This is a genomic window from Hydrogenophaga palleronii NBRC 102513 (genome assembly GCF_001571225.1).
Classification (GTDB): Bacteria; Pseudomonadota; Gammaproteobacteria; order Burkholderiales; family Burkholderiaceae_C; genus Hydrogenophaga; species Hydrogenophaga palleronii.
This window is the reverse complement of record NZ_BCTJ01000018.1, coordinates 39,478-64,414: the sequence shown is the minus strand read 5'-3', so window position 1 is coordinate 64,414 and position 24,937 is coordinate 39,478. Positions and strand designations below refer to the sequence as shown.

The window sequence follows — 24,937 nt, the reverse complement described above, 5'->3', positions numbered from 1 at the left end:
GTCAGGCTTGTTGTTGTTCGAATTCGCGCATGTAGGCCACCAGCGCCTGCACACCTTCGATCGGCATGGCGTTGTAGATGCTGGCGCGCATGCCGCCCACCGACTTGTGGCCCTTGAGCTGCAGCAGGCCGGCCGCCTTTGCGCCGGCGAGGAAGGCGTCGTTGCGCGATTCGTCGCGCAGGAAGAACGGCACGTTCATGCGCGAGCGGCAGTCCGGGGCCACGCTGTTGGTGTAGAAGGCCGACTGGTCGATGCAGCCATACAGCAGCTCGGCCTTGGCGATGTTGCGCGCTTCCATGGCAGCCACGCCGCGCAACGCGCCTTCGGTCTGGCGCTTGAGCCACTGGAAGGTGAGCCCGGCCATGTAGATCGCAAAGGTCGGCGGCGTGTTGTACATGGACCGGTTCTCGGCCACGGTCTGGTAGTTGAACGCCGTCGGGCAGGCCTCCAGGGCATGGCCCAGCAGGTCTTCGCGCACCACGACCAGGGTGAGGCCGGCGGGCCCGAGGTTTTTCTGCGCACCGCCGAAAGCCAGGCCCACGCGCGACCAGTCCACGCTGCGCGAAGCCACGTGGGAAGAGAAGTCGATCACCAGCGGAGCGTCGGAGCCCAGGGCCTTGAGGTCCGGCAGCTCGTGTGCTTCCACGCCATTGATGGTTTCGTTGCTGCACAGGTGCACGTAACGCGCCTTGCCGTCCAGCTGCCAGGTGGCCGGGGCGGGCAGGGAGGTGTGCTGGTCGGCCTCGTTGCTGGCGGCCACACGCGCCTGGCAGTAGCGGCCGGCTTCCTTGAAGGATTTGCGGCTCCAGCTGCCGGTGACCACGAAGTCAACGGACTCACCGCGTGAGAGGTTCAGCGGCACGATGGCGTTTTCCGCCAGGCCACCGCCCTGCATGAACAGGATGCGGAAGTGCGCCGGCACCGCCAGCAGCTCGCGCAGATCGGCTTCGGCGGCCTCCAGGATGCGGCCGAACTCCTGACCGCGGTGGCTCATCTCCATCACGCTCATGCCGCTGCCCTGCCAGTCGAGCATCTCGGTCGCGGCCTGTTGCAGCACCTCGGCCGGCATCGCTGCCGGACCAGCTGAAAAGTTGTAGGGCCGCACGCTCACGGCGCGGCATCCGGTGCGTCGGTGTCGCCGGCCGCCTCGTCGGCTTCACCCGGTTCCGGCATGTTGGCGTCGTTTTCCACGATGCGTTGCAGGCCCGAGAGCTCGGTTCCGTCGTCCAGCGCGATCAGCGTCACGCCTTGCGTGGCACGGCCCATCTCGCGAATTTCGGAAACGCGCGTGCGCACCAGCACGCCCTTGTCGGTGATCAGCATGATCTCGTCGTTGCTGTGCACCAGCGTGGCCGCAACCACCTTGCCGTTGCGCTCGCTCTGCTGGATGGCGATCATGCCCTTGGTGCCACGGCCATGGCGGGTGTACTCCGAGATCGGCGTGCGTTTGCCGTAGCCGTTGATGGTGGCGGTGAGCACGCTCTGCTCTTCGTCTTCGGCCACGAGCATGGCGATCACGCTCTGGGTGTCTTCGATCATCATGCCGCGCACACCGCGCGCGTTGCGGCCCATCGGGCGCACGTCGTTTTCGTCGAAACGCACGGCCTTGCCTCCATCGCTGAACAGCATCACGTCGTGTTCGCCGTCGGTGAGGGCGGCACCGATCAGGAAGTCACCCTCGTCCAGGTCGACGGCAATGATGCCGGCCTTGCGCGGGTTGCTGAACTCGTTCAACGCGGTCTTCTTCACCGTGCCCATGGACGTGGCCATGAAGACATAGCGGTTGTCGGGGAAGGTGCGCATCTCGCCAGTCAGCGGCAGCACGACGTTGATCTTTTCGCCTTCCTGCAGCGGGAACATGTTGACGATCGGGCGGCCACGCGAGCCGCGCGAACCGGCCGGCACTTCCCAGACCTTGAGCCAGTACAGCCGGCCGCGGTTGGAGAAGCACAGGATGTAGTCGTGCGTGTTGGCAATGAAGAGCTGGTCGATCCAGTCGTCTTCCTTCGTTGCCGTGGCCTGCTTGCCGCGGCCACCGCGTTTTTGCGCGCGGTATTCGGACAGGGGCTGGCTCTTGATGTAGCCGCTGTGACTCAGCGTCACCACCATGTCGGTGGGCGTGATCAGGTCTTCGGTCGACAGATCGAAGGAGCTGTGCTCGACCAGGCTGCGGCGTGCGCCCAGCTTGGTCTGGCCGAACTCCTGCTTCACGATGGTCAGTTCGTCGCCGATGATGGCCGAGACGCGCTCGGGCTTGGCCAGGATGTCGAGCAGATCGTCGATCTCGCCCATGACTTCCTTGTACTCGGCCACGATCTTGTCCTGCTCCAGCCCGGTCAGGCGCTGCAGCCGCATTTGCAGGATTTCCTGCGCCTGCGTTTCGGAGAGGCGGTACAGGCCGTCGCCGCCCATGCCGAAGGCCTTTTCCAGGCCGTCGGGGCGGTAGTCGTCGGCGTTGATCACGCCGCCATCGGCCCGCGTGCGGGTGAGCATTTCGCGCACCAGCTGGCTGTCCCACGGACGCGCCATCAGCTCTGCCTTGGCCACCGGCGGGGTCGGCGATTCGCGAATGATGCGGATGAAGTCGTCGATGTTGGCCAGCGCCACGGCCAGGCCCTCAAGCACGTGGCCGCGCTCGCGCGCCTTGCGCAGGTTGAACACCGTGCGGCGGGTGACCACCTCGCGGCGGTGCTCCAGGAAGACCTGGATCAGGTCTTTCAGGTTGCACAGGCGCGGCTGGCCGTCGACCAGGGCCACCATGTTGATGCCGAAGGTGTCCTGCAGCTGGGTCTGCTTGTACAGGTTGTTCAGCACCACCTCAGGCACTTCGCCGCGCTTGAGTTCGATCACCAGGCGCATGCCCGACTTGTCGGATTCGTCCTGGATGTGGCTGATGCCTTCGATCTTCTTTTCGTGCACGAGCTCGGCAATGCGCTCCTGCAGCGTCTTTTTATTGACCTGGTAAGGCAGCTCGTCAACGATGATGGCCTGCCGCTGGCCGCGGTCGATGTCTTCGAAGTGGCACTTGGCACGCATCACCACGCGGCCGCGGCCGGTGCGGTAGCCGTCCTTCACGCCATTGATGCCGTAGATGATGCCGGCGGTGGGGAAGTCGGGCGCCGGGATGATCTCCATCAGCTCGTCAATGGTGGCCTCGGGGCTCTTGAGCAGGTGCAGGCAGGCATCCACCACCTCGTTGAGGTTGTGCGGCGGGATGTTGGTGGCCATGCCGACCGCGATACCGGCCGAACCGTTGACCAGCAGGTTGGGCAGGCGCGAGGGCAGCACCAGCGGTTCTTTTTCCGAGCCGTCGTAGTTGGGCCCGAAGTTGACGGTTTCCTTGTCGATGTCGCCCAGCATCTCGTGCGCGATCTTTGACAGTCGGATTTCCGTGTACCGCATGGCGGCGGCGTTGTCGCCGTCCACCGAGCCGAAGTTGCCTTGGCCGTCCACCAGCATGTGGCGCAGCGAAAAGTCCTGCGCCATGCGGACGATGGTGTCGTACACCGCGCTGTCGCCGTGCGGGTGGTACTTACCGATCACGTCACCGACGATACGGGCCGACTTCTTGTAGGGCCGATTCCAGTCGTTGTTGAGCTCGTGCATCGCAAACAGCACGCGCCGGTGCACCGGCTTGAGACCATCGCGCGCATCGGGCAATGCGCGCCCGACGATCACGCTCATCGCGTAATCGAGGTAACTGCGCCGCATTTCCTCTTCTAGACTGATGGGCAGGGTCTCTTTGGCGAACTGTGTCATGAGCAGGGGCTAAAGTACGTAGATGGGCCGGAAGGCAACCAATCATTTTAAGGGCCATGACGGCAAGCGCTTTTCGCGGTGGTTTGTTGTACATCCACAACGAATGATGTGAAGCGCTGTTTAAGGGCCTGCGCCGCACAGCCCCGCGGGCCGGGCATTCGGCGCTTGTGGCACAATAAATTCCAGCGTTTTTAGTGGTGGTCACTTGAAGCGTCGTTCTTGTCACGCAGTCTGTCTGCGGCTTATATAGAGGAAAACCATGAAAAAACTTAACAAAGTGGCAATGCTGTTGGCAACCGCCGCCATGGCAACGGCCGCCGGCGCCCAAACCATCGACAACTGGCGCAATGGCACCAACGAACTGGTCTGGAAAAACGGCACCAACGAACTCTGCTGGCGCGATGCCAACTGGACGCCTGCGACCGCCGCACAAGGCTGCGACGGCGCGATCGTGCCTGTGGCCGCTCCCGCACCCGCTCCTGCAGCAGCTCCCGCACCTGCTCCTGCCGCAGCGCCTGCACCCGCTCCTGCACCCGCTCCTGCGCCTGTCGCTTCCAAGGTGACCTACGCTGCTGACGCCTTCTTCGACTTCGACAAGGCTGTCGTGAAGCCCGAAGGCAAGGCCAAGTTGGACGATCTGGCCAGCAAGGTCTCCGGCATCGCTCTGGAAGTCGTGATCGCTGTGGGTCACACCGACTCCACCGGCGCAGCTGGCTACAACCAAGCTCTGTCCAACCGCCGCGCTGAAGCTGTCAAGGCTTACCTGGTGAGCAAGGGCATCGAAAGCAACCGCATCTACACCGAAGGCAAGGGCCTGACCCAGCCGGTGGCCGACAACGCCACCCGCGAAGGCCGTGCCAAGAACCGCCGCGTGGAAGTCGAAGTGGTCGGCACCCGCAAGAACTGATTCCCTTCAGTTCGACTCTAAAAAAACCGCGCTTCGGCGCGGTTTTTTATTGGGCTGACGATAATCGAGCCATGAATCCCAACGTCAATGCAGATCCGGCCGAGCTGGCCAAATTCTCCGACCTGGCCCACCGTTGGTGGGATCCCGACAGCGAATTCCGCCCCTTGCACCAAATCAATCCTTTGCGATTGGATTGGATCGACGGGTTGGCCGTGCTGGCCGGAAAAGAGGTGCTCGATATCGGTTGCGGTGGTGGCATCCTGTCCGATTCGATGGCACGCAAGGGGGCACGAGTGACCGGCATCGATTTGTCTTCCAAGGCCTTGCGGGTGGCACAGCTGCATGCGCTCGAAGCCGGCACCCAGAACGTCAGTTACCAGGAAATCAGTGCGGAAGCCATGGCACTGGAGCGGCCAGAGGCTTTCGATATCGTCACCTGCATGGAGATGCTGGAGCATGTGCCCGACCCGGCTTCGGTGGTGCGTGCCTGTGCCACCTTGGTGAAGCCGGGTGGTTGGGTGTTCTTCTCCACTCTCAATCGCAACGCCAAGGCATTTCTGTTCGCGGTTCTGGGGGCGGAGTACGTGCTGCAGCTGTTGCCCAAGGGCACGCACGAGTACAAAAAATTCATCCGGCCGAGCGAGCTGGCCGCTTACTGCCGGGCAGAGCGGCTGGAGCTGGAGCAGACGCGCGGCATGGAGTACAACCCGATCACGCAGCGCTACTGGCTGAGCGACGACACCAGCGTGAACTACCTGTTCGCGACGCGCAAGCCGTGACCCGGCCTGTTTTCAGGGGCGTTCGTGCCGTGCTGTTTGACCTGGACGGTACCCTGATCGACAGTGCGCCGGATCTGGGTACTGCGGTCGACAGCATGCGATTGCACCGTGGCCTGCCCTCATTGCCGCAGGCCCACTACCGCGCACACACAGGCGCGGGCGCCCGTGGCATGTTGAAGGCGGCTTTTGACATTTCGCCCGAGCATGAGGACTTCGTTGCCATGAAGGAGGAGTTCTTCATGGCTTACGAGGCCTGCCTCACGCAGCGCACGCAGCTCTTTCATGAGGTCGCGGCCTTGGTCGAGCACCTCCTGGATGCGGGCCTGATGTGGGGCGTGGTGACCAACAAGTCACAGCGCTTCACCAAGCCCATCACGCATTCGATGTCGCTCTTCGCGACGGCTTCTACTGTCATCTGCGGCGATACCACTGCCCACACCAAGCCGCATCCCGCGCCGTTGCTGGAAGCGGCGCGCCAGCTGGCGCTGGCGCCGGGTCAATGCATCTACGTGGGTGACGACGAGCGCGACATCCGGGCAGGGCATGCGGCGGGCATGCCAACAGTGGCTGCTCGGTACGGTTATCTCGGTCCGGACGCCGATGTGGCGAGCTGGGGCGCCGACGCAGAGGTTTCTTCGCCCCTGCAAGTCTTGAAATTGCTGGAACTGCCTTAAACTCCATCTCCTGGGGCTGCACTGGTTTCGACGTGGGTTCGGACGCGCAGCAGGGCATGTCGAGGTTCTGTCACCTCGTAAATCAGCAGAAAAAAACCAACTGCAAACGACGAACGTTTCGCACTCGCCGCTTAAACACCGGTGAGCCTTGCAACAGCAGGCCGATGGGCTGGGCAAGGGGGTCGCAAGACCTCCCGGCTGCAAGGTAATTTACATCGGCTGGTTCTGCGTCGGGCACCTTGGCGCAGGATGAGATTCAAGGATGCTGGCTTCCCGTTTAGCGTGCCACTGCGCGACTCGGGCGGCGAGACCCAAATCAGACGGCTACACATGTAGAACTGCTCGAAAAAGGCTTGCGGACGGGGGTTCGAATCCCCCCAGCTCCACCATACGACCTGATAAAGGCCGCTAACGACATACCGTTGGCGGCATTTTTTCTTTAAAAATCAACAATCTAATTTGCAGGAAGGTATAGGGGCTTCCAAGGGCGTCTTTACCCCTTGTGGGGAACGTCGTGGGGAACAAATGGCCGTTCAGGCAATAATGTGGGGAACAAGCTCGATAGGAGCCCACTTGCTGACCGATGCCCACTGCAAAAACGCCACCTGCCCGGCCGACAAGAAGCGTGAGCGCCTAACCGACTCGGGCGGGCTGTATCTGGAGGTCAGCCCCAACGGCTCCAAGCGGTGGTTCTGGAAATTCCGCAAGGGCAGTAGCGACTCGCGCCTGGCGCTGGGCAGCTATCCGGCCGTGAGCCTGGTGGCCGCGCGGCGTGCGCGCGATGCGGCCCGCTTGCAGCGCGCCGACGGCACCGACCCCACGCTGGCGAGGAAGCTCGAAAAGCTAAAGGCGTTGAACCCCACCGGTGACAGCTTCAAGGCCGCGGCCTTGGAGTGGTACGAGAAGCAGGCGCCTCAATGGAGCGATGCGCACGCCAGCAGGTCGAAGCGCCAGCTTGAGCGCGACCTGTTCCCTTGGATCGGCGAGCGCCGTATCAAGGACATCGAGCCCGTCGAGCTGCTGGCGACCATCCGCAAGACCGAAGAGCGCGGCGCGATCGAGACGGCCGACCGTGGCCTCATGTTGTGCCGGCAGATTTGGCGGTATGCCGTCGCGACTGGCCGCGCCACGCGCGACATCACGACTGACCTGAAGGGCGCGCTAGTGCCTTACCGGGGCAAACACTTTGCGGCCATCGTGGACCCGGTGGAGTTTGGCAAGCTGCTGCGCGCTACGCGCGCCTACCGAGGTGGCCCTGTTGTGCGTGCCGCGCTGCAGCTTGCCCCTTTGCTGTTGCTGCGTCCTGGTGAGCTCAGGGCGGCGCGGTGGATCGAAATTGACCTAGACGCTGCGTTGTGGACCATTCCGGCCGCGCGCATGAAGCGCACCAAGGACGGCAAGGAGAATGGCGACCCGCACTTGGTGCCCCTGTCGCGCCAGGCTGTCGAGATTCTTCAAGGCCTCAAGGGCTACACCGGCCACGGCGCCATGGTGTTCCCCGGCGAGCGTAATCATGAGCGTCCGATGTCCGAGAACTCGGTGCGCACGGCTCTGATTTCCATGGGCTACACGTCAGACATCCAAACTTGGCATGGCTTCCGCGCGACCGCCAGGACCATGCTCACCGAGCGCCTGGAATGCGATCCCCTGGTGATCGAGGCCCAACTGGCCCACTCGGTGAAGGACGCCAACGGCCGCGCCTATAACCGCACGACCTACCTTAGGCAGCGCGCGGCGATGATGCAAAAGTGGGCCGACTATCTAGACGCGCTGATGGCGGGCGCGAAGGTCCACCAGTTGCAAGCGGCTTGATCCGCCCGCGCTGTTGTCTTTTCGCACACGAGCGACCCCGGTGGGTCGCTTTTTTTTGTTTTTGACTTGAACAAATGTCCGGAGCTCTACGTGGCAGGTTACTAAATCAGTGCTCCCTAGCTTTCTTTGGAAGACGAAATGCAGATTATCCGACTGCCACAGGTCAAGGCTGAGACCGGCTACCGCTCGCACGCATCGATCTACAACGCCATCAAGGCGGGCACCTTCACGAAGCCCGTGGCCATCGGCCAGCGTTCTGTCGGCTGGCCCGCTGACGAGGTGCGTGCGATCAATATTGCACGCATTGCTGGCAAAACAGAGTGCGAAATTCGCGCGCTCGTGATCCGCCTGCACGCCAAACGCGTCGAACTCTCCGTGGACTTCTGAGATGTTGGCGACGACCAATCTGGATGCCTGCCGTATGGTGGTAGACCGCATCGCCATCGCCCCAACTCTGGTGTCCGCTCGTTCCAGGGTGCCCTCGATCGGTGCCCGCCGTTCACATCGTCGCGGCGCTCTGCATTGCAAAGCGATCAACGTACCCATGCACATGTCTACATCGAAGACTTGCATGCATGCAATCGTTTGGCAGCTTGATGGCGGAGGCGGACCATCGTCCGGGCCTGCAGAATCTGGCGGCGTTGGCTACCACGGGCCTGGTAGGTGTTCAATATTGCTGCTTCGCCTTTCTCAACTTGGGGAGAGCGGCCATGGCTAAGAAAAGGCACAAGGGCAGCAAGTTCGACGAGAACTTCGTGGGCATCGTTTACAGTGTTTTTGAATGCCCCGCGTTCTACGCGTTGAGCTCATTTGCTTGCAAGCTGCTCTTTGACTTGATCGGTCAATATCGTGGCGACAACAATGGCGATCTGACCGTCGCGTGGTCGCAGGTCAGCGAACGAGGCTGGCGGTCGCGCACGACCTTGTATCGGGCGAAGAAGGAACTCATCGATGCCGGTTTCATACATGTCACCCGCAAGGGGCGCATGCCCTGGGCTTCCCCCAGCTTGATTCTGATTGCTCGGGTCGCACTACGCTACATTCAACGGAGCAGCCTCGACGACTCAGGCTCGCGCCAGTTCAATGCAATGGAAGACTGCTGATGACTTTTCATTTGAATGTTCGAGTTGCGTGGCATGACAACCGCTGGAACGGAACGGTTTGCAACGATCCGCTGCTGAATTCATACTGCCTCGACCTCGAACGCATCCGCTCCAGCCGGATTGACCTGAAGGAGGTCCAATTCAAAGGCAGGTTGTTCGCCGACATCCCGCCTGCTGACCTGCCGCCATGCAAGGACGAGTCAACCGCCTTCATGAATCAACACCAGTGGATCAGGACCGTTGAGCATCCATATGCCAGCAACAAGAAGACGCAGGAAACGCACGGCCACCTGCTGAAGACAAACATTCCTGTCCAGCCGTACTCGACGTTTGCAGTGCCCTTCTACTGGATGTTGCGCGGAAATCAGGACGAATTGCAATCACAGCTTCCCGAGGAGCTTCCCCCTGACGAGGAGCCACCTTTCCCTTCACCCTGGGTCTTCTCCAAAACCCGCCAGCGCGCCATCTGCAACCTCTTTTTCGGCAGACTGACCGCGGGTCGTTCGCTGGTGTTCTTCTACACAAAGAGCGGCCACCCATTGGAAGAAGCCTATTCCCGCCTCGTGGTCGGTGTCGGTCTTGTCGAGTCTCGCGCTCCCGTGATTGAGTACGACACTTCGATCTCGGGCGACACCTATCCGCTGTGGGACGGCAAGTTCCAGCACTCGATCAGGCCGGAAGGGAAGGCGGGCTTCATCTTGCCTTACCACGACTATCTGCAGCCAACCGGCGACGCTGCCGAGGATGCACGCCGCCGGTCGCTGCTCGATGAGATTGCAGTCGTGCCCGAAGCCGTCGATGTGATGTCGTTCTCCTACGCAGGTGAGCTGTCAACTGCCGATGTTGCGCTGTCGGTTCTGACCAAATGCCTCTCTGCAGTTCGGAAGATCAAGGAGCACGGGATAGCGCCTGGCCCCTGGGACAACCGCGAAGAATGGCTCAACGCGCAGATCGAGAACACCTGGCAGGATCGCGGCGCCTTTCCTGGAGCCGGCCCTGTCCTGGAGGCCCTCGGCATGCGGCTGGGCACGTCACTGGTGCTGGAGCTGATTGCCAAAGGATCTGTAAAGTCGACGGACGATCCCTGGCCAGTCATCGACCTCATCCTGCGCGGCAAAGCGGCGCCACCGCAGAGCGCCTACAAAGCCGACATAGCAGCCGTTGCTAACACCTGGACCGGTCTTTCGGAAGAACGGCGGGCCCTGGTCCGGCTACTGTCCCGGATGAGCCTGAGCGCGTCGCAGGCGAAGCGGTGGCTTGACCCGAACCGGCGCAAGAATGCGTCGCGGCAGCCTGTATCGGACGCAGCGATCATCGGGAACCCCTATCGCATCGCCGAATGCGACATCGGCGATGACAAGGACAACGCCATCTCACTGGCCACCGTCGATCGCGGAGTCATGCCGGACAGCGCAATTCGCGCAGCTCATCCCGTCGAAGAGCCTTCGCGCGTGGATTCGCCGCTTGATGGCAGGCGCGTGCGTGCGGGGCTGGTTGCCGTTCTGCGCGCCGCGGCCGTGCAGGGCGACGCGCTGTTGTCCGATCTTGAAGCGCTACTGGCCCTGGGCAAGCTCAATCTCGCGCAGCCCTGTGAAGTGCCCGTGGACTGGCTCAACGGCAACGAAGCGCTGCTGGCCGATGAGGTGTCCCGGCTGCGGCTGTTGCTGAACCACGAAACCGATGAAGCCGTGCAATGCCTGCAGCTCAAAGAGCTTCAGGACCGGGAGATTCGGCTTGGCAAACTGCTCAGTGGCCGAGCAACGGCAAGGCTGCCGAGCACAGGCGAGGCCTGGCAGAAGCTGATAGTCGAGGCGCTGAAGGAGAACGGCACCAATCCTGATCTCGGCAACCCGCGCCATGTATCTGCGTTGGAGGAGCAGGCTAAGGCGCTGGAGCAGATCACGACAGCCAAGCTGGCCGTCCTAGTGGGCCGCGCCGGAACCGGGAAGACGACCGTGCTGGCGGGCTTGCTGAAATCAGCGAAGCTTGCCACCGGCGGCATCCTGTTTCTTGCCCCGACCGGTAAAGCGCGCGTCCGGCTGTCACAGAAAGCGAACGCGAACGCAATGACGGTCGCGCAGTTCCTGTATCAGCTCAAACGCTATGACGGTCTGCGACAGCGGGTGCACTTCGACGGCGAGGAGAAGTACAGGCAGGAGAAGACCGTCGTTATCGACGAGTGCTCGATGCTCACCATGGACGACCTGCTGGCGACGCTGCTGGCACTCGATCTGGTTCATGTCCAGCGCGTCATTCTCGTGGGCGATCCGAACCAACTGCCGCCGATCGGCGTCGGCCGTCCCTTCGCTGATCTGGTCGCCTACATGGACGCCGCGGACAATGGCTCGCCGCAGGCCAGCGCGCTGGCAAGGCTCGGCATCGAACTGCGCACCGCCGATCAGGGGAAGGCGTCGGACACGCTGAAGCTTGCCTCCTGGTTCACGCGGGAGCAGCAGCCGGCCGACGCGGAATGGGTGCTCAGTGAAGAGGGCGAAGGCGAGAACCTAAACGACCTACGGGTGTGCACGTGGCAGACACCTGCGGACCTGTACCGGCTCATTGGCGAGCAGTTCGTTTCAGAGCTCGGGCTGAAGACGCCGGACGATGTGACTGGGTTCAACGCTGCGCTCGGACTGACCACTGAAGGCTTCGTACCGTTCGATGATCACGATGGCGCCGAGCGCTTTCAGATGCTCTCTCCCGTTCGCCTGCAGTCCCATGGAATCCACCAGATAAACCGCTGGGTCCAGGGCACCTTCCGGCGTCAGCAGCTCAACTCCGCGCGCCAGCCGTGGGGGCTGAGCCTTGGCGACGAAGAGATCGTCTGGGGCGACAAGGTCATCCTGACGCGCAACGGCAAGCGCGATGGCTGGAACGGGAGGCTCAAGGCGAGAGTCGATGATATGTACCTGGCCAATGGCGAAATCGGCGTCACAGCCCCCGCGCCCAACAAGGGCAGGTATCTGAACGTTGCCTTTGCCCAGCGTGCTGACGTGCGCTTCGGATTCAGCCCGGGCCAGTTTTCCAGCAATTCAGGGCCTCTCGAACTTGCCTACGCACTCACCGTTCACAAGGCGCAGGGCAGCGAATTCGACAAGGTGTTCGTGGTACTGCCCGAAAAGGCGCGGTTTCTGTCGCGCGAATTGGTCTACACGGCGCTTACGCGCTCGAAAAAGCGGCTCGTGTTGCTGATCCAGGGCAAGAATGCCGCTTCATTGTTTGATCTTTCACAGCCGACGAACTCTGAGACGGCGCGGCGCAACACCAACCTCTTTTCCGTCGGCGTGCGCTGCAGCGACGACTTCCCTTATGCGCAGCACCTCGTGCATCGCACCAGCAAGAACGTCATGGTGCAGAGCAAGTCTGAGCTCACGCTGGCCACGTACTTCGCCAGCCCGGATGTCAATCTCGGCGACTACGCGTACAACCGCCGGCTGGAAGGCGAAGGCTATCCCTACCGGCTGCGCCCCGACTTCAGTTGGGAGACAGATGCGGGGGAGCTGATCCTCTGGGAACACCTCGGGATGCTTGATCGGGACGACTACAGGCGGGGCTGGGAAAAAAAGAAGGCTTGGTACGCCGCCAACGATTACATCGAGGGCCAGAACTTGTTCACCTCGACGGAGGGGCCGGGGCTCGACATGGCGCACATAGCTATGGTTGCTCAGCGCGTCAGAGTGGCCCTCAACCGCTGACGGGCGGGGTCGCTCCCGAAAGCGCCCTTCTGATCTCGCGAGGATGCGCTTGACGTATTGCGCATCCACCGGACCTGCAAGAGGCGCGGTACGGGCGGTTCTTGTGCACGTGGAAGCCCCGTCACTTAGTTGGCCACGCCTTAGATTGATGACGGAACGATACGACCGGCTGGAGCTGCGTATTGACCCTTGAACGCGGCTGCGCCTTGCTAGCAGCGATGCGCCACTACGCTGCCGTTGGTGGCGAGGGTTCGAAGGGCTCCTCACGCTGCAATGCAGCACTTCGATCCTCGAAGTCGCCATGAGACTGTGAGCTGTCCAGGAGGCGTCTAGCGGTGAAGGACTGATTCGACCAATAGCGGCCAAGAAGACGATTCGCTCGCATTCATGCATTCAATTGTGCAACGAGCAACCTGGAGGTGCCTGAAGATGTCATGAACACGGAAAGAAGCACACCATGCTTTGCAGGATGTCTGCAAAACGCAGTACATTTGCACGCCAAGACATTTGGATACACCACCATGAAGCAGCTAAAGGATGAGACCTTGTCTATCCGCACTTCAGGAAACGTCAAGCAGTTGCTGAAGCTCGCGGCGGAAAGAGAGCACCGGTCCGTAGCGTCCATGGTCGAGGTGCTGGTCTTGACGTACGCGCAAGAGCATGGCTTGGAAGCTGTGCGAGGTGCTTCGTCCGAGGGAAGGTCTGGGCAGACGAACTGTGGAGCTGACTGACAACATCAGGATAGCAATGGATCGAGACAACACACCCGGAGCCAGCAATTTCAGCTTCTTGGCTGCGCACAGTCCGTTGCTGGCTGATCTCGGATCGACAGCCGAACGTGTCTATCCGTTCGATCCAGCCAGTTGCGTGCTCAAGCTTCGCTTGCTGGCGGAGTCGATAACTCAGGATGTGGCAGCGCGCATCGGTGTGCGCCTCCAACAGCCCACGCAGGCTGAATTGCTGCGAGCCGTAGATCAACGCCTCGGACTGGATTCGCAGGTGCGTCAGATGTTCCACCTGTTGCGCCAGCGGGGGAACGAGGCGGCCCATCGGGCCAACCACGGCTTCGGCTACCGCGAAGGGCTGGAGACGCTGAAGGTCGCACGGGAAGTAGCGTTGTGGTTCCACCGCACTTTCGGCCGCGACGCAAATTTCAAGCCCGGTGCATTCATCCTGCCGGACGATCCAAGCCACAGGTTATTGACGCTGCAGCAGCAAGTAACCGACCTGACACAGCACCTCCAGCAAGCCCAAGCCGAGCAGGCAGACAAGGCTCGGATGGCCGAGTTGTTAGCTGCCCAGGCAGCGCAAGAGAAACTGCTGGCCGAACGGGCAACTGAAGAACGTGGCGTGTACGAAAGCCTGGCGGAAGAGGCTAGCACTCGCTACGCAGCCCTCAAGGCCGAGTTCGACGCCCACCTGCAGACTGTCAATGCTCAGCCCACCACTGCCAGCTCGCAGGACATTCAAACCTTTGCGCAGCGCGCGACCCAGGCTGCTCAGAAGGTCGCAATTGACGAAGCGTCCACCCGCCTTATCATTGATCAGATGCTCAGGGAGGTTGGCTGGGAAGTAGACACACTCGAACTCACTCATTCGAAGGGCATCCGTCCTGAGCGCAACCGCAACTTGGCAATTGCCGAATGGCCCATCGCCGGCAAGCAGAGCGCTGATTATTTGCTCTTCGCGGGTCTCTCGCCCATTGCGGCGATCGAGGCCAAGCGCATAAACGTTAATGTGGCAGGAAAGCTGGGCCAAGCTGAGCGCTACGCCCGTGGATTTAACATCCAACCAGAGCACGAGGCAGCGTGGCTCTTAGAGGGGCGTCAAGGCCCCTGGCCTGACGGGCAAGACAGTTCGTTCAACCTGCCATTCGCATACTCGTGCAACGGTCGCCCGTTGGTGAAGCAGAGCCCGGAGGCCAGTGGGACCTGGTTCCGCGATGTACGCCACAAGGGCAACCTGGCCAAACCGCTGCAAGGCTTTCACTCTCCCGAAGGTCTGCTCGACCAGCTCCGCCGGAACAAGGCCGAAGCTGAAGCCAAACTGCAGCGAGAAGGATTCTCGTACCTGGGGCTGCGTGACTACCAAGAGAAGGCCATCAGCGCAGTCGAGGTTGCACTTGCCGCCGGTCAGGCGAACTGCTTGTTGGCCATGGCCACCGGTACGGGGAAAACACGCACCATCATCGGCCTCATTTACCGTCTCCTCAAGGCTGAGCGGTTCCGTCGCATATTGTTTTTGGTGGACCGCACAGCCCTGGGGAACCAAGCCATTGATGCCTTCAACGAAGCGCCGTTGGAGCAAAGTCAGCCTCTTTCCAATATCTACAACATCGCTGAGCTGGGCGACATGGCGGCCGAAGCCGAAACTCGTGTGCAGGTGGCTACCGTTCAGGCCATGGTTAAGCGCATCTTTGGTAGCGACAACCCGCCCCCGCTAGATGCCTTCGACTGCATCATCGTGGACGAAGCCCATCGCGGCTACGCACTAGACCAGGACATGACCGAGGGAGAACTCACCCTACGTGATCAAGCTCAGTACCTTTCCACTTACCGGCGAGTCCTCGACTACTTCGACGCCATCAAAGTGGGTTTGACTGCCACTCCAGCACGCCATACCACCGACATCTTTGGTCTCCCGGTCTACACCTATTCCTACCGCGAAGCCGTGGCCGACGATTGGCTGATTGATCACGAACCCCCTGTCCGCTACCAGACACTATTGAGCCAGCACGGTATTCACTTCGACAGCGGCCAGCAGGTCGAGGCCATCAATCTTGGTACAGGCGAAATCGAAACTGCCGAGCTGGAAGACGACCTGCATTTCGAGCTGGAGAGCTTTAACAAGCGTGTCATCAATGAACCGTTCAACCGTGTGGTCTGCGAACAGCTCGCTCAAGAGTTGGACCCCATGGGCGAAGAGAAGGCCATGATCTTTTGCGCCACAGATGCGCATGCCGACATGGTCAAACGTCTACTCGACGAAGCCTTGAAGGCTGTTCACGGCGACCAATACAACCAAGCCTCGGTGGCGAAGATTACCGGAGCGTCTGACAAGGTAGACCAGCTCATACGCCGCTACAAGAACGAACGCTTTCCCACTATCGCCATCACGGTGGACTTGCTCACCACTGGCATCGACGTTCCGCCTATCTGTCATCTTGTTTTCATGCGCCGAGTGCGCTCCCGCATCCTGTACGAGCAGATGATTGGCCGTGCTACCCGTCGTTGCGACGAGATCGGTAAGACGGTCTTCAAAATTTACGACCCGGTAGACTTGTATGCCTCGTTGCAAGCGGTCAACACCATGCAGCCTCTGGTCAAGGACCCCAAAGTCACTTTGGAACAACTTCTGGACGAACTGAACAACCCGGCAGCATATGAGACCGTCGGTGCCACGCCAGACCGCACCCATGCGCACGATGTGCTTGACCAACTCAATCAGAAGCTCATGCGTGTATTGCGCGATGCAGCGCACAAGGCCGATAAAAAGCCCGAACTCAAAGAGAAGCTCGATCAGCTAGAACAGCAATGGGGCGTTCCCCCGCAGCAATTGCACCGACACTTGCACCAGCTAGGGCAGGAGGGCGGACCGCAGGCTGCGGCCGACTTCCTGCGCCATAACACGCGCTTGCTTCTTCAGCTCGCCGAGGTCAAGCAGATCCTGGGCACAGCCTATATGCCTATCATCTCTACACATGTTGATGAACTGAAAGAACGCAGTCAGAGCTGGGGCCTTTATGCCAAACCCGAGGACTACCTCGACAGCTTCGGCCACTTCGTGCGCGAGCAGGTCAATCTGTCCGCAGCCATGGCAACAGTGGTCAATCGACCCAAGGACCTCACCCGTGAACAACTCAAGGAAGTGCGGCTGCTCCTCGATGGTGCGGGATATTCCGAAGCCAGCCTCAAGGCCGCCTGGCGAAACCACAGCAACCAAGACATAGCCGCGGGCGTAATTGCCTACATCCGCCAAGCCGCGTTGGGCGAAGCCTTGCAGCCTTTCGACCAACGTGTGGCTCAGGCCATGCAGAGGATCTACGCCATACACCCTTGGACTCCAGTGCAACGCAAGTGGCTAGACCGTCTTGGCAAACAACTCACGCACGAACTCGTCATCGACCATGCCTTCATCAACAACGCCTTCGTCAACGACGGCGGCGCCAAACAGCTCGACAAGCTGCTTGCTGGGCAGCTTGAAGGCGTGATGGGGGCGCTGTCTGATGGCCTATGGCTCCGGGCGGCATGACGATGCGTCGCTGAGCCTCAATATCTCCAAGTAATCTTTTCATGACTACCCAAGACATCGTCCAGAAACTCTGGAACCTTTGCGACGTACTGCGTGACGACGGAATCAACTACAGCGACTATGTCACCGAACTTGTTCTGCTGCTCTTCATCAAGATGGAGTATGAGAACGCCGAAAACGGCATCCTTGAACGCCACAAGTTGCCAGCGTATGCGCGCTGGCCTAAGCTTCGTGACGAAAGTGGCTTGAACCTACTGCGACACTACCGGGAAACCCTGCTCAAGCTTTCCGCCAGTGAGGACCGGCTGATCGCCGCCATTTATGCCGACGCACAGACCAGTCTGAAAGAGCCGCGGCACTTGGAACAGCTAGTCAAGAGCCTGGACGGTATCGACTGGTTCAGCGCTCGGCAAGACGGCCTGGGCGACCTGTACGAAGGCCTGCTGGAAAAGAACGCTAGCGAAACCAAAAGCGGCGCGGGCCAGTACTTCACGCCCCGCCCGCTCATCGACACCATCGTCCAGGTCATCCAACCCCAGCCCGGTGAGACCGTGCAAGACCCGGCCGCCGGCACCGCTGGCTTTCTGATCGCCGCCGACCGCTATATCAAGGACCGGACCGACGACCTCTATAACCTCAGCGAAAAGGAGCGCAAGTTCCAGCGCAACCAGGCCTTCCTGGGCATGGAGCTGGTGTCTGGCACCCGCCGCCTGGCGTTGATGAACTGCTTGCTGCACGGTATGGAAGGTGATGCCGAAGGTGTCGTGCACGTGGGCAACACCCTGGGCAGCGCCGGCAGCAGCCTGCCCAAGAGCCACATCATCCTGAGCAATCCGCCCTTTGGCACCGCAAAGGGTGGTGGCGGCCCCACCCGCGACGACCTGACCTTCGCCACCAGCAACAAGCAGCTCGCCTTCCTACAGCACATCGTGCGACACCTGCGCGACGGCGGCCGCGCCGCCGTGGTGCTGCCCGACAACGTGTTGTTCGAGGGCGGCGTAGGCGCCGACATCCGCCGTGACCTGATGGACAAGTGCAGGCTGCACACCATCCTGCGTCTGCCCACCGGCATCTTCTATGCCCAGGGCGTCAAGACAAATGTGCTGTTCTTCGAGAAAGTCAGCCAGGCTGCCACAGGCAGCACGCAAGACGTGTGGGTGTACGACATGCGCGCCAACGCCCCCAAATTCGGCAAACGCACACCGCTGACCGACGCGCACTTCGCCGACTTCATCGCCGAGTACGGCGACGAGCACAGCGGCAAAGCCGCCCGACAAGACCAAGGCAAACAAGGGCGCTTCCGCCGCTTCAGCCGCGACTGGATCGCCAGCGAAAAAGGCGACAGACTGGACATCGCTTGGCTCAAGGATGACAGCGCGGAGGATGCAGCTGACTTGCCCGAACCGGCCGTGTTGGCGCGCGATGCTGTGGAGGAGCTGAACGGGGCGTTGGCTGAGCTGAAGGCGATGTTGGCTGAACTGGGGGAAAGCAACTGATGAGCTTGCTTCCCACAAACTGGGTACAAGCACCCATCGGCAGCCTTTGCGATCTGAAAAACGGTCGTGCTTTCAAGCCTGCGGAGTGGTCACAAGATGGTCTGCCCATTGTTCGGATACAGAACTTGAACAATGGCTCTGCACCGTTCAATCGATTCAACGGTGCATACGACAACAGGCACTACTTGAAAGGTGGGGAACTCCTGTTCGCTTGGTCTGGGACGCCCGGAACCTCGTTCGGAGCACATGTATGGCTTGGTGGCAAAGCACTTCTCAACCAGCACATTTTTCGTGTTGATTTTGATGACGCGCTTTTGGATCGACGTTTCTTCCGCCATGCGATCAATCAGAAGCTGACTGAGCTGATCGGTGTAGCGCATGGCGGTGCGGGGTTGCAGCACGTCACCAAGGGCGTCTTTGAAGGCACTGAGGTTGCTTTGCCACCACGATTGGAACAAAAGCGCATTGCCGACACACTCGACACCGTCCTCACTCGCGTTGACACCGTCAACACCCGCCTGGCCCGCGTGGCCCCCATCCTCAAACGCTTTCGCCAATCCGTTCTCGCCGCCGCCACCTCGGGGCAGTTAACGGCGGATTGGCGCGCCACGCATGGCATAAATGCGGGGGTAGAGACAACTCTCCAAACAATCTGTATGCCTGATCGTGTCATCACATACGGTGTCGTCAAGCTGGGAGATGACACGCCCGGCGGTACGCCTTGTTTGCGTACGAGCAACGTCCGCTGGCTTCGATTTGAACTCGATGGAATGAAGCTGATTCATCCAAGACTCTCCGCTGAGTACCAACGCACAGTGCTGCGTGGTGGAGAAGTCTTGGTAAACGTTCGCGGCACGCTGGGTGGGGTAGCGGTAGCCACAGACGATATGACGGGCTGGAATGTGTCTCGTGAAGTTGCAGTTGTGCCCATTGACCAGGCTTTGGCTGACCCAGCATACATTTCATTTTGGATCGCCAGTGACGAATGTCAGCGGTGGCTGACCGGCGTGGCCAAGGGTGTTGCTTACACAGGCATCAACATTGAGGATTTGCGAACGCTCCCGTTGAAGCTGCCCTCAAAGGACGAGCAAGCCGAAATCGTTCGCCGTGTCGAAACCCTCTTCGCCTTCGCTGACCGGATCGATGCCCGTGTGCAAGACGTGCAGATGGCTACAGAGCGCCTCACTCCAGCTTTTATGGCCAAGGCCTTCAGTGGCCAACTTGTGCCGCAAGACCCGAATGACGAGCCGGCTAGCAAACTGCTGCGCCGGTTGCAGCAGGAAGCGCCATCGATCAGTACAAAAAAACGCGGAAGGAAGACCGCTATATGAGGCTTCTGTCGATTGAGCTTTTTGGGCAATACAAAGGCTTAAAGGATCAGCTCTTCGACTTCTCAATGGTGGAAGGCGATGTGGCGGTCCTCATTGGCGCCAATGGTTCGGGCAAGTCGCAGGTCATAGAGCTCATCGCCGAAGCTTTTGCCTTTCTTGAACGGCAACAGCGAAAAGACTTCCGGGTACGCATGCCCCTAGGGTATGACTTCCGCGTTATGTACGAGATGGCTTCGTCTCGCTACGAAGGCTTACGCCGGTTCGGCGTGGACACACGGAATGGCCTTCGTGTTTCAGTGCATCACCTTGTCCACGTGGTTCAAGACGGCGATGCGCAGCCGGCCCAGACGACAATGTGGCAAATCACGGCGGGCGGCTCATTGGAAGAATTGGTGCTTCCACGGGTCATCGGATACGCCTCCGGCATGTCTGAGAATCTTCAGCGTGCTTTCATGCGCAATGCGCTTCAGTACTTTGATGTGATTCGGGTCAGGGCGCACTTGAAGAATGAGCTTGCTCACCCAAAAGTGGATGAAGAGGCAACGCTGATCATCAATGAGCGCTATCTAAAGCGTAACCCGGGCATATTCGCACCCGAAGGGCAAAACCCAGAATCAGGCCTTTTCAGACTGCGGGAGACAGACACGGCGATACCCAGGAACCTTTTCCTTGACTATGATTGCGCTGCGCTCTTGATTGCGATGCTTGGCATGCTCACGAACGAAGCTCGTGACTCGGTATGGCATGAGATCCCTTTCCGTCACCCAACGCGTGTAGTGTTGAGGTATGACCTTCGCGGACAAGCTACGGCTACGGACAACGCCCGCGACATCAAACGCCTGATCGAATTGGCAGGCCTTGAAAGGTGTACGCCGATCTCCCCAAAAACCAGTGAAGGTCAGTACGAATTATTGGAGCTGGATCATTTGGCGGGTGAGATAGAGCTCGATTTCCAAGATCCCGATGTCATCAATCGGATGGCTGACAACTCTCGAGAGCCCGACCAGTGGTTCTCTGCGCTCTATAAGCTTCAACTTCTAGGCGTTGATGAATGGTCAGGAATCGTAAAGCGCGCGTTGCGTCGCGATAGCTTTCAAGGGCATGTTGAAAAGCCGCTTAAGGGGAAGCTCCCTCTTTCGGTGCAGGAACTTTGGATGTCCGATGGCGTGAAAACGGTCGCGTTTGACGACCTGAGCGACGGGGAAGTGCAACTTCTATTGACCCTGGGTGCCGTCCGGCTCTTCGGTGATGATGAAACGCTGTTCCTCTACGACGAGCCCGAAACACACTTGAACCCAAGCTGGCGTGCCCGCTTCCACCTGGACTTTGAAAGCGCTAACGAAGCCAATGGCAAAGCTCAAGCCATTGTCTCCTCGCACTCGCCCTTCTTAGTCTCTTCGCTGCCCCGAGAAGCAGTGTTCCACTTTAAGAAGATCAACGGTGCAACAGAGATGACGAATCCGCCAGGAGAGACCTTCGGGGCATCATTTGACGTACTGATCAAAAAGCACTTCAACCTACGCGCAACGATCTCTGAAACCGCTGTCCACGAAATTCGTGAGCAGTTGGCAAACCCTCAGCTCACGACCGCACAAAAACTTGCATGGCTTGAGGAGTCTGTTGGCGAGTCGATGGAGCGTTCGTACCTCATCAACAAGTTGAGAGCTGGCTGATGCTGTTCGAGGTCCACCCCAATCTTCAGCAGTCGGAAGTGTTTGAAGCGCTCAACCGCTTCTTTCGAGAGACGATGCTGGCCACGCTTGAGGGTAGGCCCGTGGATGAGACTCTGCTCCCAGTTGGCTTGTGTGCTGCGATAGCTGGAAATCAACCGACTCAGACGGCAGTTGACTCCCTCAGAGCACAATTGTTGGCGCTCGATCAGGGGAACAAGCAAGCAATCAAGGACGCTTTGGCATTGAACACAGATCCGTCTGCGTTTCTGTCCGACCGGACTGCATCGCTGCCAGTCTTACCTGATGCGGTTCTTCCGCAATTGAAGATCCTTGCAATTCACCTCTTTCAGCGCACGGCGAGGCTCAAGGACGTAGAGCAAGCATGTGGCGAACGCGTCGACGACCACTACGCTCGGTTCCGTCATGGCATCGCCCCAGGTAACGGCAATTTGTGTTGCGTTTGTGGGACTGAATATCTTGCGCCGTTTCAGGCAGACGCGAACGACAACGAGCAATGGCGGGGCCCTTATGACCACCTGTTGGCCAAAGACCTTTACCCCCTATACGGGGTGGCCCCGAAAAATCTGCTCCCCATCTGCACCACATGCAATTCCAAAGCTAAGCTGGCCAAGGACCTGCTGCTTAAGGACGGGGTCCGGCGTCTCAGTTTTTCGCCATGGTCTGAACGCGCGTTATTGAACGAGATTGAGGTGGTAATTGATGACGCACACGAGCTGTTCCCGCGCGTGGTCGTTAACTTCAAGAGCATCGATCCCGATCGACAGGAGAAGCTGGCGACTTGGGATGATGTCTACAAGATCAAGTCTCGCGTGGAGGGGGAATTCAGGGAGTTGGGAGCAAAGGTGGCCGAAGATGCACGCGCACAAGATGATGCATGTTTTCTGGTGAAGCTCCGAGAGAGCGGGACTGCCAAAAGCCAAGCGCAAAGGCAAACGCCCTTTAACTATTGGCGTGCGCGTGTCTACGCAGCGGTGAGTGTTATGAACCCTGGGAGCCGTGAGGCCTTGCGGAAAGCAATTGCTCCAACGCCCCAAGTGATCAATGACGTGGAGGCTCTATTCTTTCAATGAATGGCGTTCGCCCACGCGCATCAAACTCAAATAGGCCCTAGCATGGCTGTTAAACCTAAGATCGCGCCTTTGGCATGATCAACAATGCTTGTAGACTTAAAAACGTTGCCGTTGCCATGACCTTCACTGACGACAGTCCACGAGAATGGGGACATCCGGGCCGTGCTGGCGAGCAGTAGCAATCGCTGCACTGCCGACTTTCGAGTCTTATGGCCGATACTAAGCGCCTGCGCCGCGAGATGCCCCTGTGGTTATAGAAGATGAACAAATCACTTTCGATACCAACTCCAATAACTCCATCGCTTAAGGCTTTGGAGGCCGCGGCGTTGATTGCGATTTCTGAGGTCATCAAGGACAGTGTGGTCAAACCCAGCGAGCAAGCGGTGATGATGGCCGCGAGGGCCATGGCGCTCAAGACGCTTCGGGAGATTCAGAGCGGCTGAGGTCACACCTTCGAGTCACTTCACGCGTGCTCCCATTACGCACCTGTCACGCACCTGTCACGCGTGACAGGTGGGTACGCACCCGTTGCATGTAAGATAGTGACATCGTGGCTGGTGGAATTTGCTTAGCGTCCGCGCTCCCTGCATCGCTTTTTGTGGGGAACAAAGTGGGGAACAATTGACTTTCTTGAAGTCTCGATTGTTAGCATCTATGCGGCCATCAGGACTTCATTCAATAGACCCCAGCCCACCATCTGTTGCAAAAGCCCATCTGGATGCAAATCCGGATGGGCTTTTTGTTGCGCACCTGCTTTTGAGTCGTCAGCACAGCGGCACGGGAGGCGTTGCGCAGATCGAGGGAGGGCCTGTCCGGTGAGCGGCGACAATGCCGGCACCATGATGCAATTGCAGGACATACTTTTTTCCCAGGGCTTTGGCACGCGCCGCATCTGCAGCGGTCTTGTGCAGCAGGGCCTGGTGGTTGTGGGCTCGGATGCGCAGCCTTGTACCGATCCGACCGCCTTTTTTGAAGAAGAGGGCTTGAGCTTTCGGGTGCAGGGTGAGCTGTGGAAATACCACGCGCTGGCCTATCTCATCCTGAACAAACCGACGGGCTTCGAGTGTTCGCAAAAGCCCAGCACCTATCCGAGCGTCTACACCTTGCTGCCCGGTCCGCTGCGTCAGCGTGGTGGTGGGGCGGCTGCGGGTGTGCAGGCGGTGGGGCGGCTGGACCAGGACACGACGGGACTGCTGCTGCTGTCGGACGACGGCAAGTTCATCCACCGCATGACCTCGCCGCGCCACCATGTGCCCAAGGTGTACGAGGCGCAGGTGAAGCACCCGCTGGACCAGAAACAACTGAGCCGACTGCTGGACGGGGTGGTGCTGGACGACGATCCGAAGCCGGTGCGCGCGCAGGCGTGCGAAGCGGTGAGCGAGTTGCACCTGCGCATGACCTTGACGGAGGGCAAGTACCACCAGGTCAAGCGCATGGTGGCGGCCGTGGGCAACCGGGTGGAGGGCTTGCACCGCTCCGCGATGGGCTGCCTGGTGCTGACCCCCGAGCTGAAGCCAGGCCAGTGGCGCTGGCTGACTGCCGACGAGGTGCTGGCCTTGACGCAAAAGGCCGGCACAGTGCCAGCCCCGCAGCCTCAGGCGAAGTAGTTCAGAGCAGGTCGCCGCGGCGGCTGTCCAGTGGCATGAGGAACGAGTTTTCCTGCCACTGCGAATTGAAGTCGCTGCGCGGCTCGCCGGCGGTGCTGTTGGGCCAGTTCGAGAGCGGGCTGAAGTCGCTGCTGCGGTTGCTGCGCTGGCGCGTGAGCGCGGTGCGCAAGTTGGCTTGCGCGGCAATGATGGCGCGCTCTTCCATTTCGCGTTCGCGCATGGCGTGGTTGAGCGAAGACTCTCCGAGGAACTCGGCGCGAATCTCGGCCACCGTGGGCAGACTGTTGGAGCGCACCACCCAGTAGGGCAGGCCGCACTGGGTGAGCAGCGAGTGTTTGAGGGCGCGGGTGCTGCGCGGCAGCCCGGCGCTGCCCGGCACATCCAGGCAGCCGAGCACACGCCCGTCCGAGCGGCACACGGTGAACGTGCAGTACACGCCGCCCAGCAGCTTGTACCACTCCACACCTTGCTCGCGGTCACGCGGCAGGGTGAAGCGCGTGACCGGCAGCTTGATCATGACGTGGTGATCGTAGAAAGCGCGCGCGAGCCAGTGCCAGACGCGGGCCTCTTCGCTGTTGGCCAGGGCACGCGTGCTCAATGGCCAGTGTTTGGGAATGCGGCGGCGCTCGCGGGCCTGGCGATCCATCCATATCCGATGCAGGAACGCGCCCAGTGCCAACAGGGCCAGTGTCGGCACGGCAAGCAGCCATGGGTTGTTCCAAGTGTTCATATCGCGGGGGATGAGTCGATTTGTATCAA

The 24,937-nt window shown here is 60.2% G+C and carries 17 protein-coding genes and 1 other RNA gene; 15 read left to right on the top strand and 3 right to left on the bottom strand.

Translation table 11 applies throughout. The features are described 5' to 3' along the window. Position 1 precedes the first annotated feature (1 nt). Both serC and gyrA read right to left on the bottom strand, forming a co-directional pair. Positions 2-1,069: a 3-phosphoserine/phosphohydroxythreonine transaminase gene (gene serC, locus HPA01S_RS13920; protein WP_084360684.1), complete on the bottom strand. Its 1,068-nt coding sequence runs from the start codon at positions 1,067-1,069 to the stop codon at positions 2-4. A gap of 38 nt (positions 1,070-1,107) precedes the next feature. Continuing rightward, the gene (gene gyrA / locus HPA01S_RS13915; RefSeq protein WP_066271028.1) at positions 1,108-3,759 is read right to left on the bottom strand and encodes a DNA gyrase subunit A; all 2,652 of its coding nucleotides are present in this window, start codon (positions 3,757-3,759) and stop codon (positions 1,108-1,110) included. Positions 3,760-4,018: 259 nt separating this feature from the next. Between gyrA and ompA the strand changes: the two genes are divergently transcribed. The 15 genes from ompA to HPA01S_RS13835 all read left to right on the top strand — a co-directional run bounded on the left by ompA (position 4,019) and on the right by HPA01S_RS13835 (position 24,178). Then, a complete protein-coding gene (ompA, locus tag HPA01S_RS13910) occupies positions 4,019-4,666 on the top strand; it encodes an outer membrane protein OmpA (protein ID WP_066271025.1) in 648 nt (215 codons plus the stop codon). A 71-nt stretch (positions 4,667-4,737) separates the two neighbouring features. Further along, the gene (gene ubiG, locus HPA01S_RS13905; protein ID WP_066271023.1) at positions 4,738-5,445 is read left to right on the top strand and encodes a bifunctional 2-polyprenyl-6-hydroxyphenol methylase/3-demethylubiquinol 3-O-methyltransferase UbiG; all 708 of its coding nucleotides are present in this window, start codon (positions 4,738-4,740) and stop codon (positions 5,443-5,445) included. Positions 5,446-5,474: 29 nt separating this feature from the next. After that, positions 5,475-6,119, top strand: a complete 645-nt coding sequence (locus HPA01S_RS13900) for an HAD-IA family hydrolase (protein WP_245638654.1) — start codon at positions 5,475-5,477, stop codon at positions 6,117-6,119. Between the two features lie 12 nt (positions 6,120-6,131). Further along, positions 6,132-6,508: a transfer-messenger RNA gene (gene ssrA / locus HPA01S_RS13895) on the top strand. Positions 6,509-6,692: 184 nt separating this feature from the next. Next, positions 6,693-7,931, top strand: a complete 1,239-nt coding sequence (locus tag HPA01S_RS13890; protein WP_066271019.1) for a tyrosine-type recombinase/integrase — start codon at positions 6,693-6,695, stop codon at positions 7,929-7,931. 138 nt (positions 7,932-8,069) lie between these two features. Then, positions 8,070-8,318 (top strand): helix-turn-helix transcriptional regulator, encoded by a 249-nt coding sequence (locus HPA01S_RS13885; RefSeq protein WP_066271017.1) that lies wholly within the window; start codon positions 8,070-8,072, stop codon positions 8,316-8,318. Positions 8,319-8,506: 188 nt separating this feature from the next. Then, complete coding sequence (locus HPA01S_RS13880; protein WP_066271015.1) at positions 8,507-9,034, top strand: hypothetical protein; 528 nt, start codon at positions 8,507-8,509, stop codon at positions 9,032-9,034. Then, positions 9,034-12,729, top strand: a complete 3,696-nt coding sequence (locus HPA01S_RS13875) for an ATP-dependent DNA helicase (RefSeq protein ID WP_066271014.1) — start codon at positions 9,034-9,036, stop codon at positions 12,727-12,729. The genes HPA01S_RS13880 and HPA01S_RS13875 overlap by 1 nt, the downstream gene beginning before the upstream one ends. Positions 12,730-13,476: 747 nt before the next feature. After that, positions 13,477-16,980, top strand: a complete 3,504-nt coding sequence (hsdR, locus tag HPA01S_RS13865) for a type I restriction-modification system endonuclease (protein ID WP_066271011.1) — start codon at positions 13,477-13,479, stop codon at positions 16,978-16,980. A 41-nt stretch (positions 16,981-17,021) separates the two neighbouring features. Then, positions 17,022-18,476, top strand: coding sequence for a class I SAM-dependent DNA methyltransferase (locus tag HPA01S_RS13860; RefSeq protein WP_066271006.1), 1,455 nt, complete (start codon positions 17,022-17,024; stop codon positions 18,474-18,476). After that, positions 18,476-19,807, top strand: a complete 1,332-nt coding sequence (locus tag HPA01S_RS22740) for a restriction endonuclease subunit S (RefSeq protein ID WP_084360683.1) — start codon at positions 18,476-18,478, stop codon at positions 19,805-19,807. Before HPA01S_RS13860 ends, HPA01S_RS22740 begins: the two co-directional genes overlap by 1 nt. Next, on the top strand, positions 19,804-21,480 hold the full coding sequence (locus HPA01S_RS13845; protein WP_066270999.1) for an AAA family ATPase: 1,677 nt from the start codon (positions 19,804-19,806) through the stop codon (positions 21,478-21,480). Before HPA01S_RS22740 ends, HPA01S_RS13845 begins: the two co-directional genes overlap by 4 nt. Continuing rightward, entirely contained in the window at positions 21,480-22,571 is a 1,092-nt protein-coding gene (locus HPA01S_RS13840) for a hypothetical protein (protein WP_066270997.1), read from the top strand. The genes HPA01S_RS13845 and HPA01S_RS13840 overlap by 1 nt, the downstream gene beginning before the upstream one ends. 260 nt (positions 22,572-22,831) lie before the next feature. Further along, positions 22,832-23,014, top strand: coding sequence for a hypothetical protein (locus HPA01S_RS23120; protein ID WP_157085020.1), 183 nt, complete (start codon positions 22,832-22,834; stop codon positions 23,012-23,014). 399 nt (positions 23,015-23,413) lie between these two features. Then, positions 23,414-24,178 (top strand): 16S rRNA pseudouridine(516) synthase, encoded by a 765-nt coding sequence (locus tag HPA01S_RS13835; RefSeq protein WP_066271104.1) that lies wholly within the window; start codon positions 23,414-23,416, stop codon positions 24,176-24,178. Position 24,179: 1 nt separating this feature from the next. Here HPA01S_RS13835 and HPA01S_RS13830 read toward each other — a convergent pair whose 3' ends face one another. Continuing rightward, positions 24,180-24,908, bottom strand: coding sequence for a DUF2726 domain-containing protein (locus HPA01S_RS13830; protein ID WP_066270994.1), 729 nt, complete (start codon positions 24,906-24,908; stop codon positions 24,180-24,182). Positions 24,909-24,937: the final 29 nt, after the last annotated feature.